Genomic DNA, 17,950 nt, shown 5'->3' with positions numbered 1-17,950 from the left:
CCCCCGCCTTGCTCTGCCGGTATAATGCGCGACCCGAATTGTTCCAGGTGGTCAAAATGCAGCCGGTTACCAACCTCTTCTCCTATCCCCGTTACTGGGCCGAGTGCTATGGCACGGCGCCCTTCCTGCCCATGTCCCGCGCGGAGATGGACAAGCTCGGCTGGGACAGCTGCGACATCGTGCTGGTGACAGGCGACGCCTACGTGGATCACCCGAGCTTCGGCATGGCGGTGATCGGTCGCATGCTCGAATCCCAGGGTTTTCGGGTCGGCATCATCGCCCAGCCGGACTGGTCATCGAAAGATGACTTCATGCGCCTGGGCAAGCCGAACCTGTTTTATGGTGTCACTGCGGGCAATATGGACTCCATGATCAACCGCTACACCGCCGACAAGAAACTGCGCCACGACGACGCCTACACCCCGGGGGATGTGGGCGGCAAGCGGCCGGATCGCGCCACCCTGGTCTATACCCAGCGCTGCAAAGAGGCCTATAAAGAGGTGCCGGTGGTCATCGGCGGCATCGAGGCATCCCTGCGCCGCATTGCCCATTACGACTACTGGTCCGAGACCATCCGCCGCTCCATCCTGATCGACGCCAAGGCCGACATCCTCATCTACGGCAACGCCGAGCGGCCGCTGGTGGAGGTGGCTCACCGCATCGCAGGCGGCGAGACCATCGACACCATGCAGGACATTCGCGGCACCGCCGTGATCCGCAAGGAACCGCTGCCGGGCTGGCGCGGGGTGGATTCGAGCAAGCTCGACCAGATTGGCCGCATCGATCCCATCCCCAACCCCTATATGGAAGGGGCCCCCTGCGCGGACGACGAAGGCACCGCACCGGTGGAGCAGGAGGCCAAGCCCATCCTGGTGCAGCCGCCTAAGCAAAAGCCATGGGAGAAGACCTACGTCAAGCTGCCGGCGTTCGAGCGGGTGAAGGAGGACAAGGTGCTCTACGCCCATGCGTCCCGCATCCTGCACCACGAGACCAACCCGGGCTGCGCCCGCGCGCTCTCCCAGGCCCACGGCGATCGCATCATCTGGGTCAACCCGCCTGCCTTCCCGCTCGAAACCGACGAGATGGACGGGGTGTTCGGCCTGCCGTATCAGCGGGTGCCGCACCCGGCCTATGGCAACGAGAAGATCCCGGCCTACGACATGATCAAGACCTCGGTCAACATCATGCGCGGCTGCTTTGGCGGCTGCTCCTTCTGCTCCATCACCGAGCACGAGGGGCGCATCATCCAGAGCCGCTCGGAAGAGTCGATCCTGAAAGAAATCGAAGAGATCCGCGACAAGGTGCCGGGCTTTACCGGTGTCATCTCGGATCTGGGCGGCCCCACGGCCAACATGTACAAGTTGCGCTGCAAGAGCCCCAAGGCCGAGCAGACCTGTCGCCGTGCCTCCTGCGTCTGGCCGACCATCTGCCCGCACATGGATACCGACCACAGCCCGACCATCAACCTCTATCGCAAGGCGCGTGACCTCAAGGGCATCAAGAAGATCCTGATCGCCTCCGGGGTGCGTTACGACATCGCGGTGGAAGATCCGCGCTATATCAAGGAGCTGGCCAAGTACCACGTCGGCGGCTACCTCAAGATCGCGCCGGAACACACCGAGGAGGGCCCGCTCTCCAAGATGATGAAGCCGGGCATGGGCAGCTACTACAGCTTCAAGGAGCTGTTCGACAAGTATTCCAAAGAGGCGGGCAAGCAGCAGTACCTGATCCCCTACTTCATCTCCGCCCACCCGGGCACCACGGATGAAGACATGGTGAACATGGCGCTCTGGATCAAGTCCAACCGCTTCAAGCTCGATCAGGTGCAGAACTTCTACCCGTCGCCGCTCGCCAACGCCACCACCATGTATTACACCGAGAAAAACCCCCTCAACAAGGTGAGCCGCCAGGGCGGGGACGTGTTCGTGGTGAAAGGGGAGCGTCGCCGTCGCCTGCACAAGGCACTGCTGCGCTATCACGATCCGGCCGGCTGGCCGATGATCCGCGAAGCCCTGCTGGAGATGGGCAAGGGTCACCTCATCGGCAACGCCCCCGACTGCCTGGTGCCGCCGGAAGGTCGCGGAGAAGCCAAAGCCGAGCGCAGCCGCAGCAAGGGCCTCAAGCCCGCGTTGACCCGCCACAGCGCCATCACCCATCAGCGCAGCAACGGGGCGGGCAACAAGGCCGCCCGCAGCGAGGCTGGTGCAGCCAATGCCTCTGCAGCCAGCAAACATGGCGGCAAGGCGGGCAATGGCAAACCGGTTGGCTCTCAGCTCCAAAAAGGCTCGGGTAACGGCAAGCCCGCCGCTCAGGGCGCAAGCCAGGGTAAACCAGCCGGCAAACCCGCCCACAAGGGCAAGGCCCCGACCCGCGTCGGCTCTGCCAAGCCGGGAGCCAAACCTGCCACTCAGGGCGGCAAGCCAGCGGCCAAAGGCAATGGTGCCAAGCGACCGGCTCGGTGAGTTTTCCTGACGGTAAAGCGATGGAAATAAAAAGGCGACCGAATGGTCGCCTTTTTATATTTGTTTTCGTAGTTCAATAAATGGGATTGAAAACAAATTACTTAATGCACAAAGCTATAACTAAAATCATGTTTAGAGGGTATTATCTGGTAAAGCTTGTACATCTGAAATGAATTTTACTTCTTTGTCTTTAAATCTATCTCTCCAAGCCTCTATACTTTTTGGTATTCTTGTTTTCCAATTTATGTCATTTGTAAAATATTTGACATCATTATCATCCAAAAATGCTACCCATAGACCCCCATGGGGTGCACACATAACAATACCTTCCATATAAGTGTACAAGCCTCGTACGCCACCACGAAATACTTTGGCAGAGAACGTATCTAAGTTATCACATTCACCAATTCCTTCCATTCTAGTTTTAAAAGCGGTATAGTAATTCCCTAAAAGGCTATAAATTCTTTCCAACTCAAGTTCATTTATAAATCCTAAGTCAAAGAGATGATCGCTAGACCACTGGAACTCGCCACTAAAAACTACACCCATTCCCCTATGATTGGAACAACTAGCCGTTTCCTCTACAGATAAAAATTTTTTCCCGTCAATAATTCGACGTTTGAAACTTATTTCTCCATAATCATCCCCTTCACCATTGTTTATTTTTGCATAAGCCATATCCCTAGATACATAAAGTGCTTCAGCAGTTATTTGCCCCGTGTGAGACCCACTAAAAACCATCATATCAAATAAAAAACCACTCGATGTAGTTTCTCTTATGAAAACTTTACCCCCGAAGCTTCTTCCGGGATTATTATTGAGCCACTCTCCCCACCATATAGGCGCATTTGGACCAGTAGGTAATGTTCCGAAGCTAGAATCACTCAATGCAGACTTCAATGCAGACTCGAGTCGGCCTTGTAAAATTCCTCTAATATCAGCTTTGCTCTCCTCCTCAGAGGAAAAACTATATGTTACAACGCGTCTTCCTCTTAGATCGAAAGGAAGATCCTCTGGTCCCCCGAAGTGAGAGTTTTGAATAAGAATGATCCTATCCCATCCTAATTGAGATATGGCAAAGCCCAACTCAATTAATACATTCGGGTTGGGTGTTTTTTTATTGTCGCTGTTTTTATTTATGATGGTGACATCAGCAACAAAAATGTCAGCAGATGAGATTTTTTTAAAAATGGTATCACTAATGGATGGGGAGCCTGGGACTCCTGATGTATCTCGGTCCAAAACTGGTTCTAGACTTTCTGTTTCATCTCTTCTTATGGCTTTAAGCGCTCTATTTAAAGCATCTTCTATAATGTTTCTATTTAACCTTGATGGTATATCAGACTGCCATGAATAAAATATGATACGTCTCATACATCTCATCCCTTAAGATAAAAATAATTTAATGCATTTGATATAATTAATATTGGGGGATTCTGGGACACCCACCTTTCTGTACCCACCTTTCTGTATGGGGCGTAACGCCACCAAATCCCACGCTACTGCCCATGGATTACAGCTTCCAATATGCTCCATTGACCAGCGAGGGCAGTGACCCATCGCAGTTCAACAGGTTCCAGATAGCCACTGTAAGACAAACGAAACTACACAAGCGAGCCTTAGGGAGTTCTGGGACACCCACCTTTCTGTATGGGGCGTAACGCAACCAACTCCCACGCTACCGCCCGTGGATTACAGCTTCCAATATGCTCTATTGACCGTGACCGACGATGGCAGCAACCCATCACAGCTCAACAGGTTCTGGATGGCTATGGTAAGCCAAACGAAACTGGCTAGGCGAGCCATGGAATGATGTAACCATCAGAATCTCATCGTTTTTTGAACTGGATCAGCAAATGGATTTGAAAGGGGTATATGTGGCTATGTTCATTCCCCCAAAAGATGGCTGCCCCTATCGGGGGAGGCTTTGTTATCTTGCCGGGTAGATCGGCAGGGGCGATAGGTGTCCCTTATCTCATCTCAACAGGAGCAATCAGATGGCGCTAAAGGTGCGATCCCGCAGGGAGAAGGTGGGCAGCGGCCTTGGCCTGCTGCTCGGGATTATCGGCTTCAATCTGCTGGCGCCTTTCTTGTTTGAAAAGCAGGCGGGTTTTGATGGCAACCAGATGCTCTGGGCCGCCGTGACGGCCCTGCTCTGCGCCGAGCTGGGGGCCAGAGTGGGCAAGTGGCTGGAGCGCCGGGAGCCATCTTGACGGGATTTCCTGAGTCACCCGGCAAACGGCTGTCACCTGGCCAGGGGGTAGGATGGAAATCTGGGACACCCACCTTTTTGACAGCGGCGTAGCCCTGTACTTGGCTTGAGGTGTCACTGCCCAGGGGGTGAGCCATGACCATTGCCCGTTCACGTCAAATCAGTTTGCAGGATACGCCTTACTATCATGTGGTCAGTCGCTGTGTGCGGCGGGCGTTTCTGTGCGGGGAAGATGCCCACTCCGGCCAGAGTTACGAGCATCGGCGCCAGTGGGTGGTCGACAAGTTGGGCCAATTGTCGCGACTGTTTGCCATCGGTGTGTGTGCCTATGCAGTGATGAGCAATCACTATCATCTGGTGCTCAAGGTCGAGCCGGATACCGCTGCCAATTGGAGCGAGCGAGAGGTGGCCGAGCGTTGGGAGGCGCTGTTCCAGTGGCCGCTGCTGGTGCGACGCTGGTATCAGGGGGAGTCCCTGATTGAGCCCGAACTGGCTGTGGTGCAACAACTGATAGGACAGTGGCGGGAGCGCCTGCATTCCATCAGCTGGTTTGTGCGGCTGCTCAATGAAACCCTGGCTCGGCAGGCCAATCGGGAAGATGGTTGCAAGGGCCATTTCTGGGAAGGGCGCTTCAAGAGCCAGGCCTTGCTCACCGAATCAGCCCTGCTGGCCTGCATGGCCTATGTTGATCTCAATCCTATACGAGCGGGATTGTCCGACCGGCCTGAACAGAGCGATTACACCAGCCTCAAGCAGCGTCTCGATGGCGAGCAGTCCGCCGCCCCATTGCCGCCGTTGCTGTTGCCATTCGCGCACGACGCGCGACCCGATAGCCTGCCATATACCTTTGCGGATTACCTGATGCTGGTGGACTGGACAGGTCGCGCCATCCGAGTGGACAAACGGGGCCATATCCCGGCTTCTCTTGCCCCCATCCTGGTGCGGCTGGGGTTGGACGAGGTGCGCTGGCTCAAGCAAGTGACGCTGTTTCGGCGCCAGGGCATCAGAGTGGTGGGTGACAAAGAGCATTGTCAGCAGTTTGCCTGGCACTGTGGCCAGCGACGGTGTCATCAACCATCCCTTTGAGTGAAGAATACTCGCGTCATAACAACGTCCGGTATAGCGCCAGCTCACCACCGGTGTGATCGCATCTGAATTGGCGTCATCGATGCCAAGACACTCTCTTTAATCCCCGAGTTTCACAAATGCCATCGCACATGCTGGATGACAAGTTGTGCTGGGCGCTGGATGAGGGCTTTCTCCAAAAGATGGCAGTCCTGATAAGGCGGGTTGGGGAAGAGGGGCTATCGGTCCTTTGTCAACAGGCCCTTTCTCACAATGCGGCGACACCGTGGGTGTTGCTTGAGCAGGTGATTTTTGCATCAGTGAAACAGAGTGGGTGATATGGTTCCTCCAATGGAACAATCCGTACACAAAGATGGCTGTCCCAAATAAAAAGGGAGCTTATCTTGCTCGGTCCATGGAGAAGGGGGGAGATGACGACGTCTCTTGGGGATCTTTTACGAGAGTCGGCAAATATGGGGATCCACCTTTGGCTCGCATGACCAAACCTGATGCCAAGGGGCGGGTTGGCCGATATCTCGAATGGGGGCAGCGTTGGCAATAAATAACAAGGGCGACCAGTTGGTCGCCCTTGTGTGATGGGCAGAAGCGCGGGCTCTGCCTGTGAAGGTGACGGTTATTGCAAATCCATGCTCAGGCTGGGGGCGCCGAAGTTCACCAGGGTGGCATGGGAGTGCTCGAAGTACTGTGACCAGAAGTCACCGAGTGCATCCATGGTCTTGCCGGAACGATAGGCGTGTTTCACCGCGTCGGTTACCAGCCCGGCGCCCGTGACGTAGACGCGAGCGCCTTGCAGATCGGCAAACAGCCCCTTGCTCTTGGCCTGCTTGAGCTCGTCACCGACATTGAGCTGCTTGATCTTGTTGGTGGCATAGAAGCTGGTGTAATCGGAGTGCTCCAGCATGTCCGAAATGAGGAACACGACGCGGTCATTGACGCCTTGCTCGGCCTTCATATCGTCACCCACCTTGCGCAGCGAGTTCATGATCTCGCTCTTGGGGATGTCCTGGCGGGCATCACGCAGTGCTTTCACGAACTGTTTGCCAAAGCCGTTACGAAAGACCTTGGTCTGCGTCGTCAGGCAGGTGTCCAGGCCGCGCAATTTGCGCATGCTGACATCGTCCCGGATCTCCCCTTCCAGCGGCATATCCAGTTGCCCCGCGTAGGCCAGGCGAAGGTATTCGCCAGGCAAGAAGGCGGAGAAGGTATAGAGCTTGACGCGATCGCCAGCCTGCACGAACCGCTCGATCTGCCCCCAACTGCTGCGTTGCAGATCGTCAGGCATCGGAATGGTCTGGTCGATGATGACCACCAGTTCGCGACCGGTGCCCGCAGGTTTGATGTCGGTCAGGCCATTGCGTTCATAGCAGCTCTGTATGTCGTTACGCTCGGCCGCCAACGCTGCACAAGGCAGCGTCAACGCCAGTAGCAATACCTGGGTGATCTTCACGATTAGGCACTCTGCTTGGTGGGAAAGAGGCCCAGGGTCTTGAGGGCCATCTGCTGTTCACGGATATCACGCAACTGCGCTTCGTCCACCCCCAGTGCGCGGCTGGCTGCTGCCAGACTCTCTTCGGGCAGGCCAGTGACATCATGGAAATCGGCGGCCTTGACGGCAGCGCCGGTCTGGCCGGGGGCGTCAGTGGTGGGCGGGAGAGCCGCCTCTACCTGCGCAACAGCCGGTTGTACGGCGGGTGCCGGCTCGGCTTGCACTGCCGGTGCGACCTGGGGGGCCGGCTTGGGCGGCACGGTGCCTGCCTTGTACTCGATAAAGGCCAGGAAATTGCGATGGGCGGATTTCTCCCCTTCCAGCGCCCCCAGCACACCCGAGTTGGTATGGTCACGGCTCGACAACAGGGTCTGCAAGCGGCGGAGCTTGTCATCGGCATGGCTGGCAATGGCGGTGCGTTGCTGGTCCATCGCGTCCAGCATCTCTTCGGCGGTCGCGTATTCGTGTGTCAGACGCCAGGCTGTTTTGGAATGGGTGCCCGCAAAGTGGTATTTGCTGGCAAGCCAGATGCTGATCCCCTGGATGGCGATGTAGATGAGCGACAGCATGACGTAGGTGGTCAGGCTGGCCTCACGGATGGCCTGCATCTTGTCTTCGATGGTGGCCTCTTCCGCCTCGTTGTTGATGGCTTGAGACTCTTCCGGCAGATCAAACGGCGACCCCATGCTGCTGTCACTCTGTGCCGTTGTTTCGGCGCGCATGTTGTTGACCATCTCGGTTTCGATGCTGTCGAGGGTGGCTGAACGCACCACGAAGGCGCCCACTGCCATGCAGGCAACAAACGAAGCACAGACAATCAGCCAGACAAACTTGCGGCTGACGCCTGAATTCACGTCTTTCAGGCGTGCCAGCAGCTGCTCGTAGTCAGGTTTGTCAGAGTCCGAGAAGGAGTCTTCCAGATTGATGGCCTTGTTTGCCTTGAGGGTACGGGAGCGTTTTGAGGGCTCTTCCCCTTGCCACCAGTGGCGCGCCCGGGCGATCAGGCTGTTGTGATGCAGGGAGTGTCCGGCCACTTCAGCCAGGAATGCGGATGCAACGGCGAGCAGCAGAGCCGTCGCGGCTGCCAGCAGGTGGCGGTCATTGGTGGAGGCATCCATGTTCATCCAGCCTGCCAGCACGTAGGCAAAGCCCATTGCCTCGACCAGCACCAGCACCAGCACCAGAGCAAGCACCCACGCCGGGCGCGGGGAGCGGCCGGCCTCTCCTGCCTTGGCAAGGTAGTCGAGGGAGGCGTTGTAGGCATCTGTCCCCTTTAAATGCTTCTTGTATTCGCGGTAGTACACATTCGACAGGGTCACTTCATGGTTGATCCAGCCATCGCCATCGACCGAGGCCGGCTTGCGGGCGAGACGGGCCACTGTGCCGATCAGCGGCAGGCTGTGCCATACCCGGATCAGGAAGTAGGAAACATGCTCCCAATGCCGCCACACCACCACGGCGCTGACGAGGAATGAAACAATGCCAACGGTCAGCATCTGGTTGGCGAGGATCAGCGTCTTGAGCGCTGCCAAAGAAAAGTCTTCCACTAAGTTTCTCCGTTTTCTTATTTGGAATGGGTGGCGGGAATGGGCAGGTACGAAGCCACATAAGCCTCGGAACCTGCCGGATAGAACAGGGCTCCCTGGCTGACCTTGGCGTTGCCTTTGCTGAACACGAGGTCCATGCAGGACACCGACGCCTTGGGATCGCTGGTGAAGACGCGGTATAGCACCTCACTCTCGCCCTCATAGGTGTTGGCCACCGCCTTGAGGGTCTGGGGCTTCTTCTGATTCGAGGATTTGTAACCCTGAACGACTTGCAGGATCGGTTGACGATCGACCTGGGCGTTGTCACGCAAGATGGAAACCGGAGAGACAGTCACCAGGTGGCCGTTGACGGTATTGGCCCAGACGCGATTGTTATAGCCGGGCATGTACTCCTTGGTGGCATGGCGCGGGAGAGGCTTGTCGTCTGCCATGCTCAGTACCTGGCCTGCACTGCGTGGCTTATCTGCCTCACAGCTCGACATCGGCATGTCGCTTGCGTATGCGCTGCTGATCAGTGCAAAACCACTCGCCTTGGGTTTGATGTTCTGGGCCATGTTCCACTGATAGGTGCCGGCAGGCTTGCCGCCGAAGTCCACTGCGGCCTTGGCATTGGGCAGGGCCTTGGTCGTGCTGGTGTTTGAGGCACTCTGCTTGGCGGCGGGTTGGTGAGGGGCGGTTTGCGACGTGGCCGCCACCTTGCTTGAACCGCTTGCGGACTGAGCCGCCGGTTTGGTCGCAGCCACACGAGGCTTGGCGGTATCGGAAGCCCCGTAACGCAGATAGCGGGTGTTGTTCTCTTCTGATTGGGCCCGCATGACCAGAGCCTGCTCGTTCGCCAGTTCTACAATTTCGACCCGGCGATTCTGACCGCGAAGCAAGGGGTCGCTGTTGTCTGCGATGGGACGCGAAGAACCCGCGCCTTGATAGTAAATGGAAGAGGCCGGGATCCCCGATGCGACCAGAACCTTGCCGACGGCTCGCGCACGTTGCTCGGAGAGTCGCAGATTGAGTTCTGCAGGGCCGGTGGCGTCACTGTGGCCGACGAGGAGGATACGGCGCTGATCCGAGGCGTCTACGGCTGCGGGTTTGGCATAGAGCTGGGCCAGTTTCGTGACCACGCGCAGGCCGCTTTCTGTGAGCTGGGCAGAACCACTCGAGAACATGCCGGAATCGGGGATCTGGGCCACAAGGCCGGCGTCCTGAGGGACACCGGTCACTGCGGCTGGCTCGGCAACGGTCAGTTTCTCGGTCGCGATGTTGAGATTCTCTTCCTTTGCTATCCGGTCAAGCTCTTGTAGCCTGGACTGCCACATATAGCCTGCTGCGCAGCCCAGCGCCCCACCGAGGGCAACCCCCGCGACAGCCCCTTTTTTCCCGTTGATGGCGTAGCCCGCAGCCCCTCCTGCAATCATGCCAGCCCCACAAAGCACCGGCATGCCGTAATCCTTGCCGATATCATTGACCGTGGATTTGAAATTCTGCATCTGCTGAGAGCTGCAACCCACGGCGGCAATCAATACACAGCTGAGAGGTGCAAGACGAAACGATTTATCCATAGCGATTCCTTGCCATTTATATTTAATAGCGAGATTCAGACATACCAGTGAGGCCAGAGAAAAGCGTCTTCGGGTGGAGTGAAATATCGACAATTGCTGATATAAGAGATATTAACGCGGGCTGATGTTTAATATCGGCGCCAGGCGTGCTCATTCTCGCAAGCGGCTGTGTCTGATATGTCCTGAGTGTCAGAAGAGGCAATTATCTATGCGGTTCAATAGGTATCGAGTGGCTATGATAAGCCAAACGAACCTGATCATGCGAGTGGAAAAGTGATGCAACCATAGGAAAAACATCGACTTTCCAATATCTTTGCCCATCTCCCCGACGCTGAACACAAAGAGCGATATGGCGACGCTCTTGTGGTTTGTGAAAGGCGCAGGCCGATTATCGCTATTGAGGATGAGGGCTGTTGGGGGAAGTATGTGGTCGCCCCCACTGACAGTGCTGGCGAAATAATGTTCATGGGCAGAATAACGTCTGGCAGCCCGTTTATATAATGGATTAATTGTCGATAAATATGTCTGATAACAGTTTATAGAGTGGGGCACAGGCAGTTCGAAGCATTGCAAGACCTCTGTTGAACGCATTGTTTGATAATATTGTCGAAAGGGTTTGGTCAGGAGCAATCAGATGGCGATAACAACGCGATCCCGAAGAGAGAAGATTGGCAGCGGGCTCGGGCTGGTGATGGGGCTCATCGCCTTTAACCTGATCGTGCCCCTGCTTCCGGTTGCAACAGAGATGTCGGATATGACCCGGATGATAGGTGCCATGGTCAGCGCCATGCTTTGCGCCGAGCTGGGCGCCAGGATTGGCAAGTGGCGGGATGCCAAAGAGCAGGCCGGATCGGCAGAGTAACTCGACGTGAGAAGAGCGCCAATCGCCCGAGTGCGGTGGTGTGTGCGGGTGTAACAGGCAGGGCGACTGTTGTCGCCCTGCCTGTTTTGCTATCGCGGTTTGCCGCTCAAGCGCCGCCGGGGTTTGCTGCGATGGAGGAAGGTGGCCAGGGTGTCGCGGGGCGATGCCGCATTGCATCAGAAGGCGCCTGGAGCGAGATGCGCCAAGGCTGGATCTGCGAGGGAAATCCTGAGATCGTGCAGGCAGTTATCTGGTTATCCCCTTGAGAGGAGTGCCCATGCGCATTGCCCTGATTGGCCTTGGCGATATCGCCCGGAAGGCCTATCTGCCGCTGCTTGCAAACGACGAGCGAGTCACCCCGCTGCTCTGTACCCGGAGTCCCTCGGTGCTCGGCAAACTGGCGCGCCAGTACCGGATTGGCGAGTGTTTTACCGAGGTCGATGCGCTGCTGGCGAGCCGACCTGATGCGGTGATGATCCACGCTGCCACCGCCGTGCACGGCAAACTGGCGGAGCTGTGCCTGCGTGCCGGCATTCCCACCTTTGTGGACAAGCCGCTGTGTGACAACGCAGGAGAGGTGGAGGCACTCGCCAATCTCGCCATCGCCAGAGACTGCCCGCTGTTTGTGGGCTTCAACCGTCGCTATCTGCCCGCCATGGCCGCCGCACGCGGCCAGCCGCTGACCGAGCTCCATTGGCAAAAGCACAGGCACGCCCTGCCGGGGGCGCCTCGCCAGTTCCTGTTCGACGACTGTATCCATGTGCTCGACAGCCTCTGCTGTTATGGCGGCGAGCCGGACGGGGAGCTGCATGCGGTGCTGCGACGCAGCAGTGAGCAGCCCGAGCTGCTGGCCGGGGTGAGCGTCGCCTGGCAGAGCGGGCAGATGGCGGTGAGCGGCAGCATGAATCGCAGCGCCGGCATGACCGAGGAGCGCATCGATGCCTATGGCGACAACCTCTCATTGCATATCGAGAACTGCACCCGTGGCCTGCTTGCGCGAGACAACACAGTGCAGACTCTGGCACCGGGCGACTGGCAGCCCGTGCTGGCGAGCCGAGGCTTTGTCGCCATGCTCGAGCACTGGTATGGGCAGATTGACGCCGGGCGGGCAGACGGGGCGCTGGTCGAGAGCTACCTGAAAAGCCATCGACTGGCAGAGCGCCTCGTCGCCCTGGCAAAGGGATGACCCGAAGGCAAGGGGCTGGTGACACCGGCAGGCATCACTGGCCAGAGAAGCGGCAGAGCACTGTATGAGATGGTGGCTCCTTGCGCAGTCAGCCGGGAAAGGTGCCAGCGAGCGAGCCAAGCGAAGGCGGGTTTGTTATCTTGGCGGCCATCAAGAGCTGCAGGGCAAGAGATCGCAATGAAGAAGGTGTCGAAGATGAGATGGCTGACCGCAGTGGGCGGGGTATTCCGTTCATGAGCATCATTCTGGGGATCGATCCCGGTTCGCGCATCACCGGTTACGGGGTCATTCGCATCGTCGCGGGCAAGGCGGAATATCTGGGATCGGGCTGCATCCGCACCGATCTGGGGGAGCTGCCGTCTCGCCTGAAGCAGGTCTATGACGGGGTGAGCGAGATCATCACCCAGTTCAAGCCGGACGAGTTCGCCATCGAGCGGGTCTTCATGGCGCGCAACGCGGACTCGGCCCTGAAGCTCGGCCAGGCCAGGGGAAGTGCCATCGTCGCGGCGGTCAATGCCCTGCTGCCGGTGAGCGAGTACTCGGCCACCCAGATCAAGCAGGCGGTGGTGGGCACCGGTGGCGCCGCCAAGGAGCAGGTGCAGCACATGGTGACCCATCTGCTCAAGCTCTCTGCCACCCCCCAGGCGGATGCGGCGGATGCCCTCGGGGTGGCGCTCTGCCACTTCCACACCCGTCAGAGCCTCATTCGCATGGCCGGGCGGGCCAGCGGATCGGTGCGCGGCCGTTATCGCTGATCCCCGGGGGAGGGCTTCTGGTGTTGGCAGGGAAGCGCGGGAAGCTGCTGGCAAAATCGCTGGTCGGGTCACAATCTGTCGCGTCCCTCGATGGGACTCCCATGGAGAAGCGCACCGAGCGGGGGGATATCTTTCTACTTTATCAATAACTTGTGACATTCATCACATATTCGCGATGAATCGGGTCGGTTTCGTCTTGCTCCGCCACACTCCCATAATATGGCGCCTGTTCAATAACAGTGTCCGTATGAGCCTTTCAGGTTCGCGTGTTAGTCATCATGGGAGAGACAAGAGTGAAACCTTTTGCTGCTGAATTTATGGGAACCTTCTGGCTGGTGCTGGGGGCTGCGGGAGCGCCGTGCTGGCTGCCGCCTTCCCCAATGTGGGGATCGGCCTGCTGGGCGTCGCCCTGGCGTTCGGCCTGACTGTGCTGACCATGGCCTATGCCATCGGTCATATCTCGGGTTGCCACCTGAACCCGGCCGTGACCGTCGGGCTCTGGGCCGGTGGTCGCTTCCCGGCCTCCAACGTGCTGCCCTACATCGTGGCCCAGGTGCTTGGCGGGATCGTGGCAGGTGGCGTGCTCTATGTCATTGCCAGCGGACAGGTGGGTTTTGATGTGAGCGCCGGCTTTGCTTCCAACGGCTATGGCGAGCATTCCCCCGGCGGTTACAGCCTGCTGGCCGCACTGGTGTGTGAAGTGGTGATGACCGGTTTCTTCCTGTTCGTCATCATGGGCGCCACCGACAGCCGTGCACCGGCCGGGTTTGCTCCCATCGCCATCGGTCTGTGCCTGACCCTCATCCACCTCATCAGCATCCCGGTGACCAACACCTCGGTCAACCCGGCGCGCAGCACTGGCGTGGCGCTTTTTGTCGGTGACTGGGCCGTGGGCCAGCTCTGGCTGTTCTGGGTTGCCCCCATTGTCGGTGCCATTCTGGGTGCATTGGCCTATCGTGTGATCGCCACGAAAGAGTGATGTGTTGCTAGTTAACGTGTGGTATCGACACGCCTTCGGGCGTGTTTTTTTATGCCTGAAGGAATACCGGGCAGGGCGCCATGCCGACGATAGGGTGCGGCATGATCACAGTCCCTTGGCGCTCAGCATCTCTTTGTAGCGCTGATGCAGCAGCTTGACCCGTTCCACATAGGCCCGGGTTTCGGCATAGGGCGGTATGCCGCCGTGTTTTTGCACCGCACCGGCGCCTGCATTGTAGGCGGCGGTGGCCAGGGCCACATTGCCGTCATACTGCTTGAGCAGACCCGCTAGGTATTTCACCCCGCCAAAGATGTTCTGCTCCGCCAGCAGGGCGTTGCCGACCCCGAGCTCGCGCGCCGTGGCGGGCATCAGCTGGGTCAGTCCCATGGCGCCCTTGCGGGAGACGGCCAGAGGATTGAAAGCGGACTCGGCATGGATAAGTGCCCGGATGAGGGCAGGCTCGACCTGATAAGCCTTGGCTGCCGCCTGTATGGTGCTGGCGTAGTCATAGAGGAAGAGGCCTGTCGTGCGCCAGTTGACCTTGGACGCCGGATCGCAGGCATAGCAGTCGTTGAACAACAGCAGTTCGTAGTGACCCTGCTCCGGCATCATGTCGGAATAGCGTATGACCCCGTTCTTTTGTACCGACTTGTAGACCTGGATCTGACGGCTTGCAGGCTTAGCGGGTTCAGGGGAGGGGAGCGGCGCCGTGGTGAGTGCCACGGTACGCGGCGTGGGAACCGGGGAGGAGACAGCCGTCTCCGGGGTCAGGATCACCACCTCTGCCGGCGGCGGTATCTGAGCCGGGGCTGCGTGGGAAAACAGCGGCATCATGCCCAGCAACATCCATGCTTTCAACGGCTTGCTCCTTAAGCCTCGTTAGCCACGTTGAGTAAAGCATTCGGGATGGCGCAGAACAAGTGCCCGTGAACAGGGGAGGCTGGAAATGTGATGGCAGAGGGACGTCCCACCTGTGGGCTCACTCAGGACAAGGGGCGCGGCTCATGGCGTCAAGGGGCGCGGCTCATGGCGTCAAGGGGCGGATAATCGCAACCTCGTCTTTTCCATCGAGTTATTGGCTTTTTTGTAAGTTAAAGGCGTGTTATCTTGCTGTTGCTCCACTCTGGTCAGATCTCTTCGTGGAGCCAGCGAGCGAGCAGGAGAGGGCCGGTATGGCCAGAGCGAAATGGGCATGACAAGCAGGCGAGCGATGGAGCTCAGATTCGAAGAGTACTGTGATGCGGATCTTTCCCTCATCAGAGACTATTACGAGACGACGTTTTCCCACTATGTGCCGGATTTGGCAGAACGGATTTTTGTGGTCCGTGACGCGCACTGGCTGGTGGGGGCTGTGCGCCTGCGCGATGAACAGGATTATTACCACTTGTGCGGCTTTCGTCTGCTCCCGCACTACCAGTCCCTGGGGCTGGGGTCCCGCCTGCTGCAGCATGCCTGCCGCGATCTTTCCGACAAGCCCGTGATCTGTCACGCCCTGCCGTTCGAGAAACCCTTCTACCTCAAGGCGGGATTTGACCACCTTCCCCTGCATGAACTCGACGGGCCCCTTCACTCCCTCTATCACCAGCAGCACGAACAGGGTTACCAGATCGAGCTGCTGGTGCGCCAGGCGAAGGCGCCTGTTTTCAACTGAGATCTTATTGGGGTTTGGTCAGCAGGTGGATCTTGCCTGGTGACAGCTCCAGCCCCAGCAGATTTTCCTTGAGCCAGGCCTGATTGGGGTCCTTGTCATCCAGCTTGTAGACAGGCTGGGTCTCCAGCCGTTTCTCCATGCTCTGCAGCAGCATCCTCAGCATGAAACCAAACTTCTGTTCCGCCGCGGCAGGCTCCAGCTTGTAATCGATGAGCTTCATGTTGTCGAGGAAGAGCGCACTCTTGGCCTTGTCGTAGCGGGGCCTCGCCTCATAGGTCATGTTGAGGCGCGCGTCGTACTCGGTCTGATCCGGGAGCGCGATTTTCAACTTGCCTTTGCCAAACACCCTGGCGGTATCCGGGCTCTGGCGACCAATCTGCACATCGCTCTGCTCGAGTAGCACATGGGCCTTGATGATGCCGGGCAATTCCAGCTGTTTGTCCACTTGCACCTGGGACTGCAGGTACTGATTTATCTGCTGCTCATTGATGTCATATGAGCCTTGACCTAGCATGGCCAGACTCAGCAGCATAGATTGCAGGATCATGCTAACGACCTGATAGAATGGGTGTGCCCCATAGCATACCATCCCGACCCTGTGGGGTCTGCCCGTGCCATCTGTCCAATACACCAAGGAGTCGCCTTGCTCGACGGTCTGGAATACGACATTCAGTTGCTGTTTTCCCGCTTTCTCGGCTGGTTGTTGCTGTTGTTTCACACCGTGATCGTGGCAGGGATCTCCCTGCGGGTGGTGATGAAGCGACGTCCCATCGGGGTATCTCTTGCCTGGTTGGCCCTCATCTATGCCATCCCCTTCGCCGGGGTCGGTTTCTACGTGCTGTTTGGCGAGATACGCCTTGGTCGCAAGCGGGCGGAGCGGGCCCAGGCCATGTACCGTCCTTACGCCATCTGGATCCGCCAGCTCGCGCGCCTCTTCCCCCAGCACTGCTGCGAGGTGGGCAGCAAGGCACGCCCGCTCCACGATCTGATCCAGGGGCGCTTGGCCATGCCCATGCTCTCGGGCAACCGGATGACCCTGCTGCACAAGCCCAAGAGCATCGTAGAGGAGATAGTGCGCGACATCCGGGGCTCCTCCCAATCCTGTTATCTGGAGTTCTACATCTGGCACCCCGGCGGGGATGTGGACGAGGTGTGCGAGGCGTTGATGGAGGTGGCTGCACGCGGCGTGGATTGTCGTGTCTTGCTCGACTCCATCGGCAGCAAGACCTTCTTCCGCTCCTCCTGGCCCAAAACCTTGCGTGCCGCTGGTGTCAAAGTCGTGGAAGTGTTGCCGGTCGGCGCCTGGCGTATCCCGTTTCAGCGCCAGGACTTGCGCATGCACCGCAAGCTGGTGGTGATCGATGACAAGGTTGGTTACACCGGCTCCATGAACATGGTGGATCCCCGTTTCTTCAAGCAGGATGCCGGGGTCGGCCAGTGGGTCGACATCATGATCCGGGTGCAGGGCCCCGTGGTGCCGTTGATGTGGTCCACCTTCGTCTGGGACTGGGAGATGGAGACCGGCGAACGGCTGCTCGACAGTCTGCAACATGAGCCGGAAGCCTGGCCACAGACCAACTATCGGGCCCAGCTCATTCCCTCCGGCCCCTTCGTCGGCGGTGACTGCATCCAGCAGAGCCTGCTGCTCGCCATCTACCAGGCTCGTCATCATTTGGTGCTGACCACCCCCTATTTCGTGCCGGACGATCCGCTGGCTGCGGCCCTCTCTTCGGCGGCGGCCCGCGGCGTGCTGGTGCAGTTAGTTCTGCCTGCGCGCAACGACTCACTGATGGCCAACCACGCCAGCAACTCCTTCATGGAGGATCTGCTGGCGGCAGGAGTGGAGATATACCGCTATGATGCCGGACTGCTGCACACCAAGAGCGTGCTGGTGGACGATGATTTCGCCCTGGTGGGCACGGTCAACCTCGACCGGCGCAGTCTCTGGCTCAATTTCGAGATCACCCTGCTCATCGACAACCCGGTGTTTGTCGCCGAGATGAACCAGCTGGTGCAGGGCTACATGCTGGAGGCGACCCCCATGTCACTGACCAGGTGGCGTGCCCGCCCCTGGTACAAAAAATTGCTTGAGAACATTTTCTACCTGTTCAGCCCCCTGCTGTGACAGCCAGAGCGTGGGCCCCAAGCCGTTGTCTGGCTTGTGTTGA

General features: G+C 58.3%; 14 protein-coding genes and 1 pseudogene. 9 read left to right on the top strand and 6 right to left on the bottom strand.

The features are described from left to right. Nucleotides 1–56 precede the first annotated feature (56 nt). The gene (locus C2U37_RS00815) at nucleotides 57–2,462 is read left to right on the top strand and encodes a YgiQ family radical SAM protein (protein WP_104451718.1); all 2,406 of its coding nucleotides are present in this window, start codon (nucleotides 57–59) and stop codon (nucleotides 2,460–2,462) included. Nucleotides 2,463–2,594: 132 nt separating this feature from the next. On the opposite strand, the gene C2U37_RS24510 is transcribed toward C2U37_RS00815, so the two are convergent. Further along, nucleotides 2,595–3,836, bottom strand: coding sequence for a TIR domain-containing protein (locus C2U37_RS24510; protein WP_158656223.1), 1,242 nt, complete (start codon nucleotides 3,834–3,836; stop codon nucleotides 2,595–2,597). 623 nt (nucleotides 3,837–4,459) lie between these two features. On the opposite strand from C2U37_RS24510, the gene C2U37_RS00810 reads away from it, so the two are divergent. Together C2U37_RS00810 and C2U37_RS00805 are read left to right on the top strand one after the other, a co-directional pair. Then, nucleotides 4,460–4,675, top strand: a complete 216-nt coding sequence (locus C2U37_RS00810; RefSeq protein WP_102948773.1) for a hypothetical protein — start codon at nucleotides 4,460–4,462, stop codon at nucleotides 4,673–4,675. Nucleotides 4,676–4,809: 134 nt separating this feature from the next. Then, nucleotides 4,810–5,760 carry a transposase gene (locus tag C2U37_RS00805; RefSeq protein WP_102948772.1) on the top strand — a complete coding sequence of 317 codons (951 nt, stop codon included), beginning with the start codon at nucleotides 4,810–4,812 and terminating at the stop codon, nucleotides 5,758–5,760. 613 nt (nucleotides 5,761–6,373) lie between these two features. Here the strand turns inward: C2U37_RS00805 and C2U37_RS00795 are convergent. The 3 genes from C2U37_RS00795 to C2U37_RS00785 are packed head-to-tail and all read right to left on the bottom strand — an operon-like array spanning nucleotide 6,374 to nucleotide 10,349. Continuing rightward, on the bottom strand, nucleotides 6,374–7,207 hold the full coding sequence (locus C2U37_RS00795; protein ID WP_102948770.1) for a hypothetical protein: 834 nt from the start codon (nucleotides 7,205–7,207) through the stop codon (nucleotides 6,374–6,376). Between the two features lie 2 nt (nucleotides 7,208–7,209). Continuing rightward, entirely contained in the window at nucleotides 7,210–8,793 is a 1,584-nt protein-coding gene (locus C2U37_RS00790; RefSeq protein WP_102948769.1) for a hypothetical protein, read from the bottom strand. A gap of 17 nt (nucleotides 8,794–8,810) precedes the next feature. After that, the gene (locus tag C2U37_RS00785) at nucleotides 8,811–10,349 is read right to left on the bottom strand and encodes an OmpA family protein (protein ID WP_102948768.1); all 1,539 of its coding nucleotides are present in this window, start codon (nucleotides 10,347–10,349) and stop codon (nucleotides 8,811–8,813) included. A gap of 634 nt (nucleotides 10,350–10,983) precedes the next feature. Between C2U37_RS00785 and C2U37_RS00780 the strand changes: the two genes are divergently transcribed. From C2U37_RS00780 to aqpZ, 4 genes and pseudogenes are all read left to right on the top strand, one after another. Then, nucleotides 10,984–11,211, top strand: a complete 228-nt coding sequence (locus tag C2U37_RS00780; RefSeq protein ID WP_041214736.1) for a hypothetical protein — start codon at nucleotides 10,984–10,986, stop codon at nucleotides 11,209–11,211. A 277-nt stretch (nucleotides 11,212–11,488) separates the two neighbouring features. Continuing rightward, entirely contained in the window at nucleotides 11,489–12,397 is a 909-nt protein-coding gene (locus C2U37_RS00775) for a Gfo/Idh/MocA family protein (RefSeq protein ID WP_048208128.1), read from the top strand. Nucleotides 12,398–12,630: 233 nt separating this feature from the next. Then, nucleotides 12,631–13,152 carry a crossover junction endodeoxyribonuclease RuvC gene (ruvC, locus tag C2U37_RS00770; protein WP_010673515.1) on the top strand — a complete coding sequence of 174 codons (522 nt, stop codon included), beginning with the start codon at nucleotides 12,631–12,633 and terminating at the stop codon, nucleotides 13,150–13,152. Between the two features lie 293 nt (nucleotides 13,153–13,445). Further along, nucleotides 13,446–14,131: pseudogene (gene aqpZ / locus C2U37_RS00765) on the top strand (aquaporin Z). A gap of 105 nt (nucleotides 14,132–14,236) precedes the next feature. Here the strand turns inward: aqpZ and C2U37_RS00760 are convergent. Beyond that, on the bottom strand, nucleotides 14,237–14,977 hold the full coding sequence (locus tag C2U37_RS00760; RefSeq protein WP_041213327.1) for a lytic transglycosylase domain-containing protein: 741 nt from the start codon (nucleotides 14,975–14,977) through the stop codon (nucleotides 14,237–14,239). 364 nt (nucleotides 14,978–15,341) lie between these two features. On the opposite strand from C2U37_RS00760, the gene C2U37_RS00755 reads away from it, so the two are divergent. Next, nucleotides 15,342–15,782, top strand: a complete 441-nt coding sequence (locus tag C2U37_RS00755) for a GNAT family N-acetyltransferase (RefSeq protein WP_010673518.1) — start codon at nucleotides 15,342–15,344, stop codon at nucleotides 15,780–15,782. A 4-nt stretch (nucleotides 15,783–15,786) separates the two neighbouring features. Here the strand turns inward: C2U37_RS00755 and C2U37_RS00750 are convergent, their stop codons facing one another. Continuing rightward, on the bottom strand, nucleotides 15,787–16,329 hold the full coding sequence (locus tag C2U37_RS00750) for a DUF1439 domain-containing protein (RefSeq protein WP_049636692.1): 543 nt from the start codon (nucleotides 16,327–16,329) through the stop codon (nucleotides 15,787–15,789). A gap of 96 nt (nucleotides 16,330–16,425) precedes the next feature. Between C2U37_RS00750 and cls the strand changes: the two genes are divergently transcribed. Further along, nucleotides 16,426–17,907, top strand: a complete 1,482-nt coding sequence (gene cls / locus C2U37_RS00745) for a cardiolipin synthase (RefSeq protein ID WP_010673520.1) — start codon at nucleotides 16,426–16,428, stop codon at nucleotides 17,905–17,907. Nucleotides 17,908–17,950: the final 43 nt, after the last annotated feature.

The sequence above is a fragment of the Aeromonas sp. ASNIH1 genome, from assembly GCF_002934285.1.
Classification (GTDB): Bacteria; Pseudomonadota; Gammaproteobacteria; order Enterobacterales; family Aeromonadaceae; genus Aeromonas; species Aeromonas caviae.
Note: the sequence above shows the minus strand (reverse complement) of the source record. Positions and strands in the feature narration are given on the sequence as shown.

Coding starts and splice junctions, on each gene's coding strand:
- C2U37_RS00815 (WP_104451718.1), top strand. CDS start 57: ATGCAGCCGGTTACCAACCTCTTCTCCTATCCCCGTTACTGGGCCGAG.
- C2U37_RS24510 (WP_158656223.1), bottom strand. CDS start 3,836: ATGAGACGTATCATATTTTATTCATGGCAGTCTGATATACCATCAAGG.
- C2U37_RS00810 (WP_102948773.1), top strand. CDS start 4,460: ATGGCGCTAAAGGTGCGATCCCGCAGGGAGAAGGTGGGCAGCGGCCTT.
- C2U37_RS00805 (WP_102948772.1), top strand. CDS start 4,810: ATGACCATTGCCCGTTCACGTCAAATCAGTTTGCAGGATACGCCTTAC.
- C2U37_RS00785 (WP_102948768.1), bottom strand. CDS start 10,349: ATGGATAAATCGTTTCGTCTTGCACCTCTCAGCTGTGTATTGATTGCC.
- C2U37_RS00780 (WP_041214736.1), top strand. CDS start 10,984: ATGGCGATAACAACGCGATCCCGAAGAGAGAAGATTGGCAGCGGGCTC.
- C2U37_RS00775 (WP_048208128.1), top strand. CDS start 11,489: ATGCGCATTGCCCTGATTGGCCTTGGCGATATCGCCCGGAAGGCCTAT.
- ruvC (WP_010673515.1), top strand. CDS start 12,631: ATGAGCATCATTCTGGGGATCGATCCCGGTTCGCGCATCACCGGTTAC.
- C2U37_RS00760 (WP_041213327.1), bottom strand. CDS start 14,977: ATGTTGCTGGGCATGATGCCGCTGTTTTCCCACGCAGCCCCGGCTCAG.
- C2U37_RS00755 (WP_010673518.1), top strand. CDS start 15,342: ATGGAGCTCAGATTCGAAGAGTACTGTGATGCGGATCTTTCCCTCATC.
- C2U37_RS00750 (WP_049636692.1), bottom strand. CDS start 16,329: ATGATCCTGCAATCTATGCTGCTGAGTCTGGCCATGCTAGGTCAAGGC.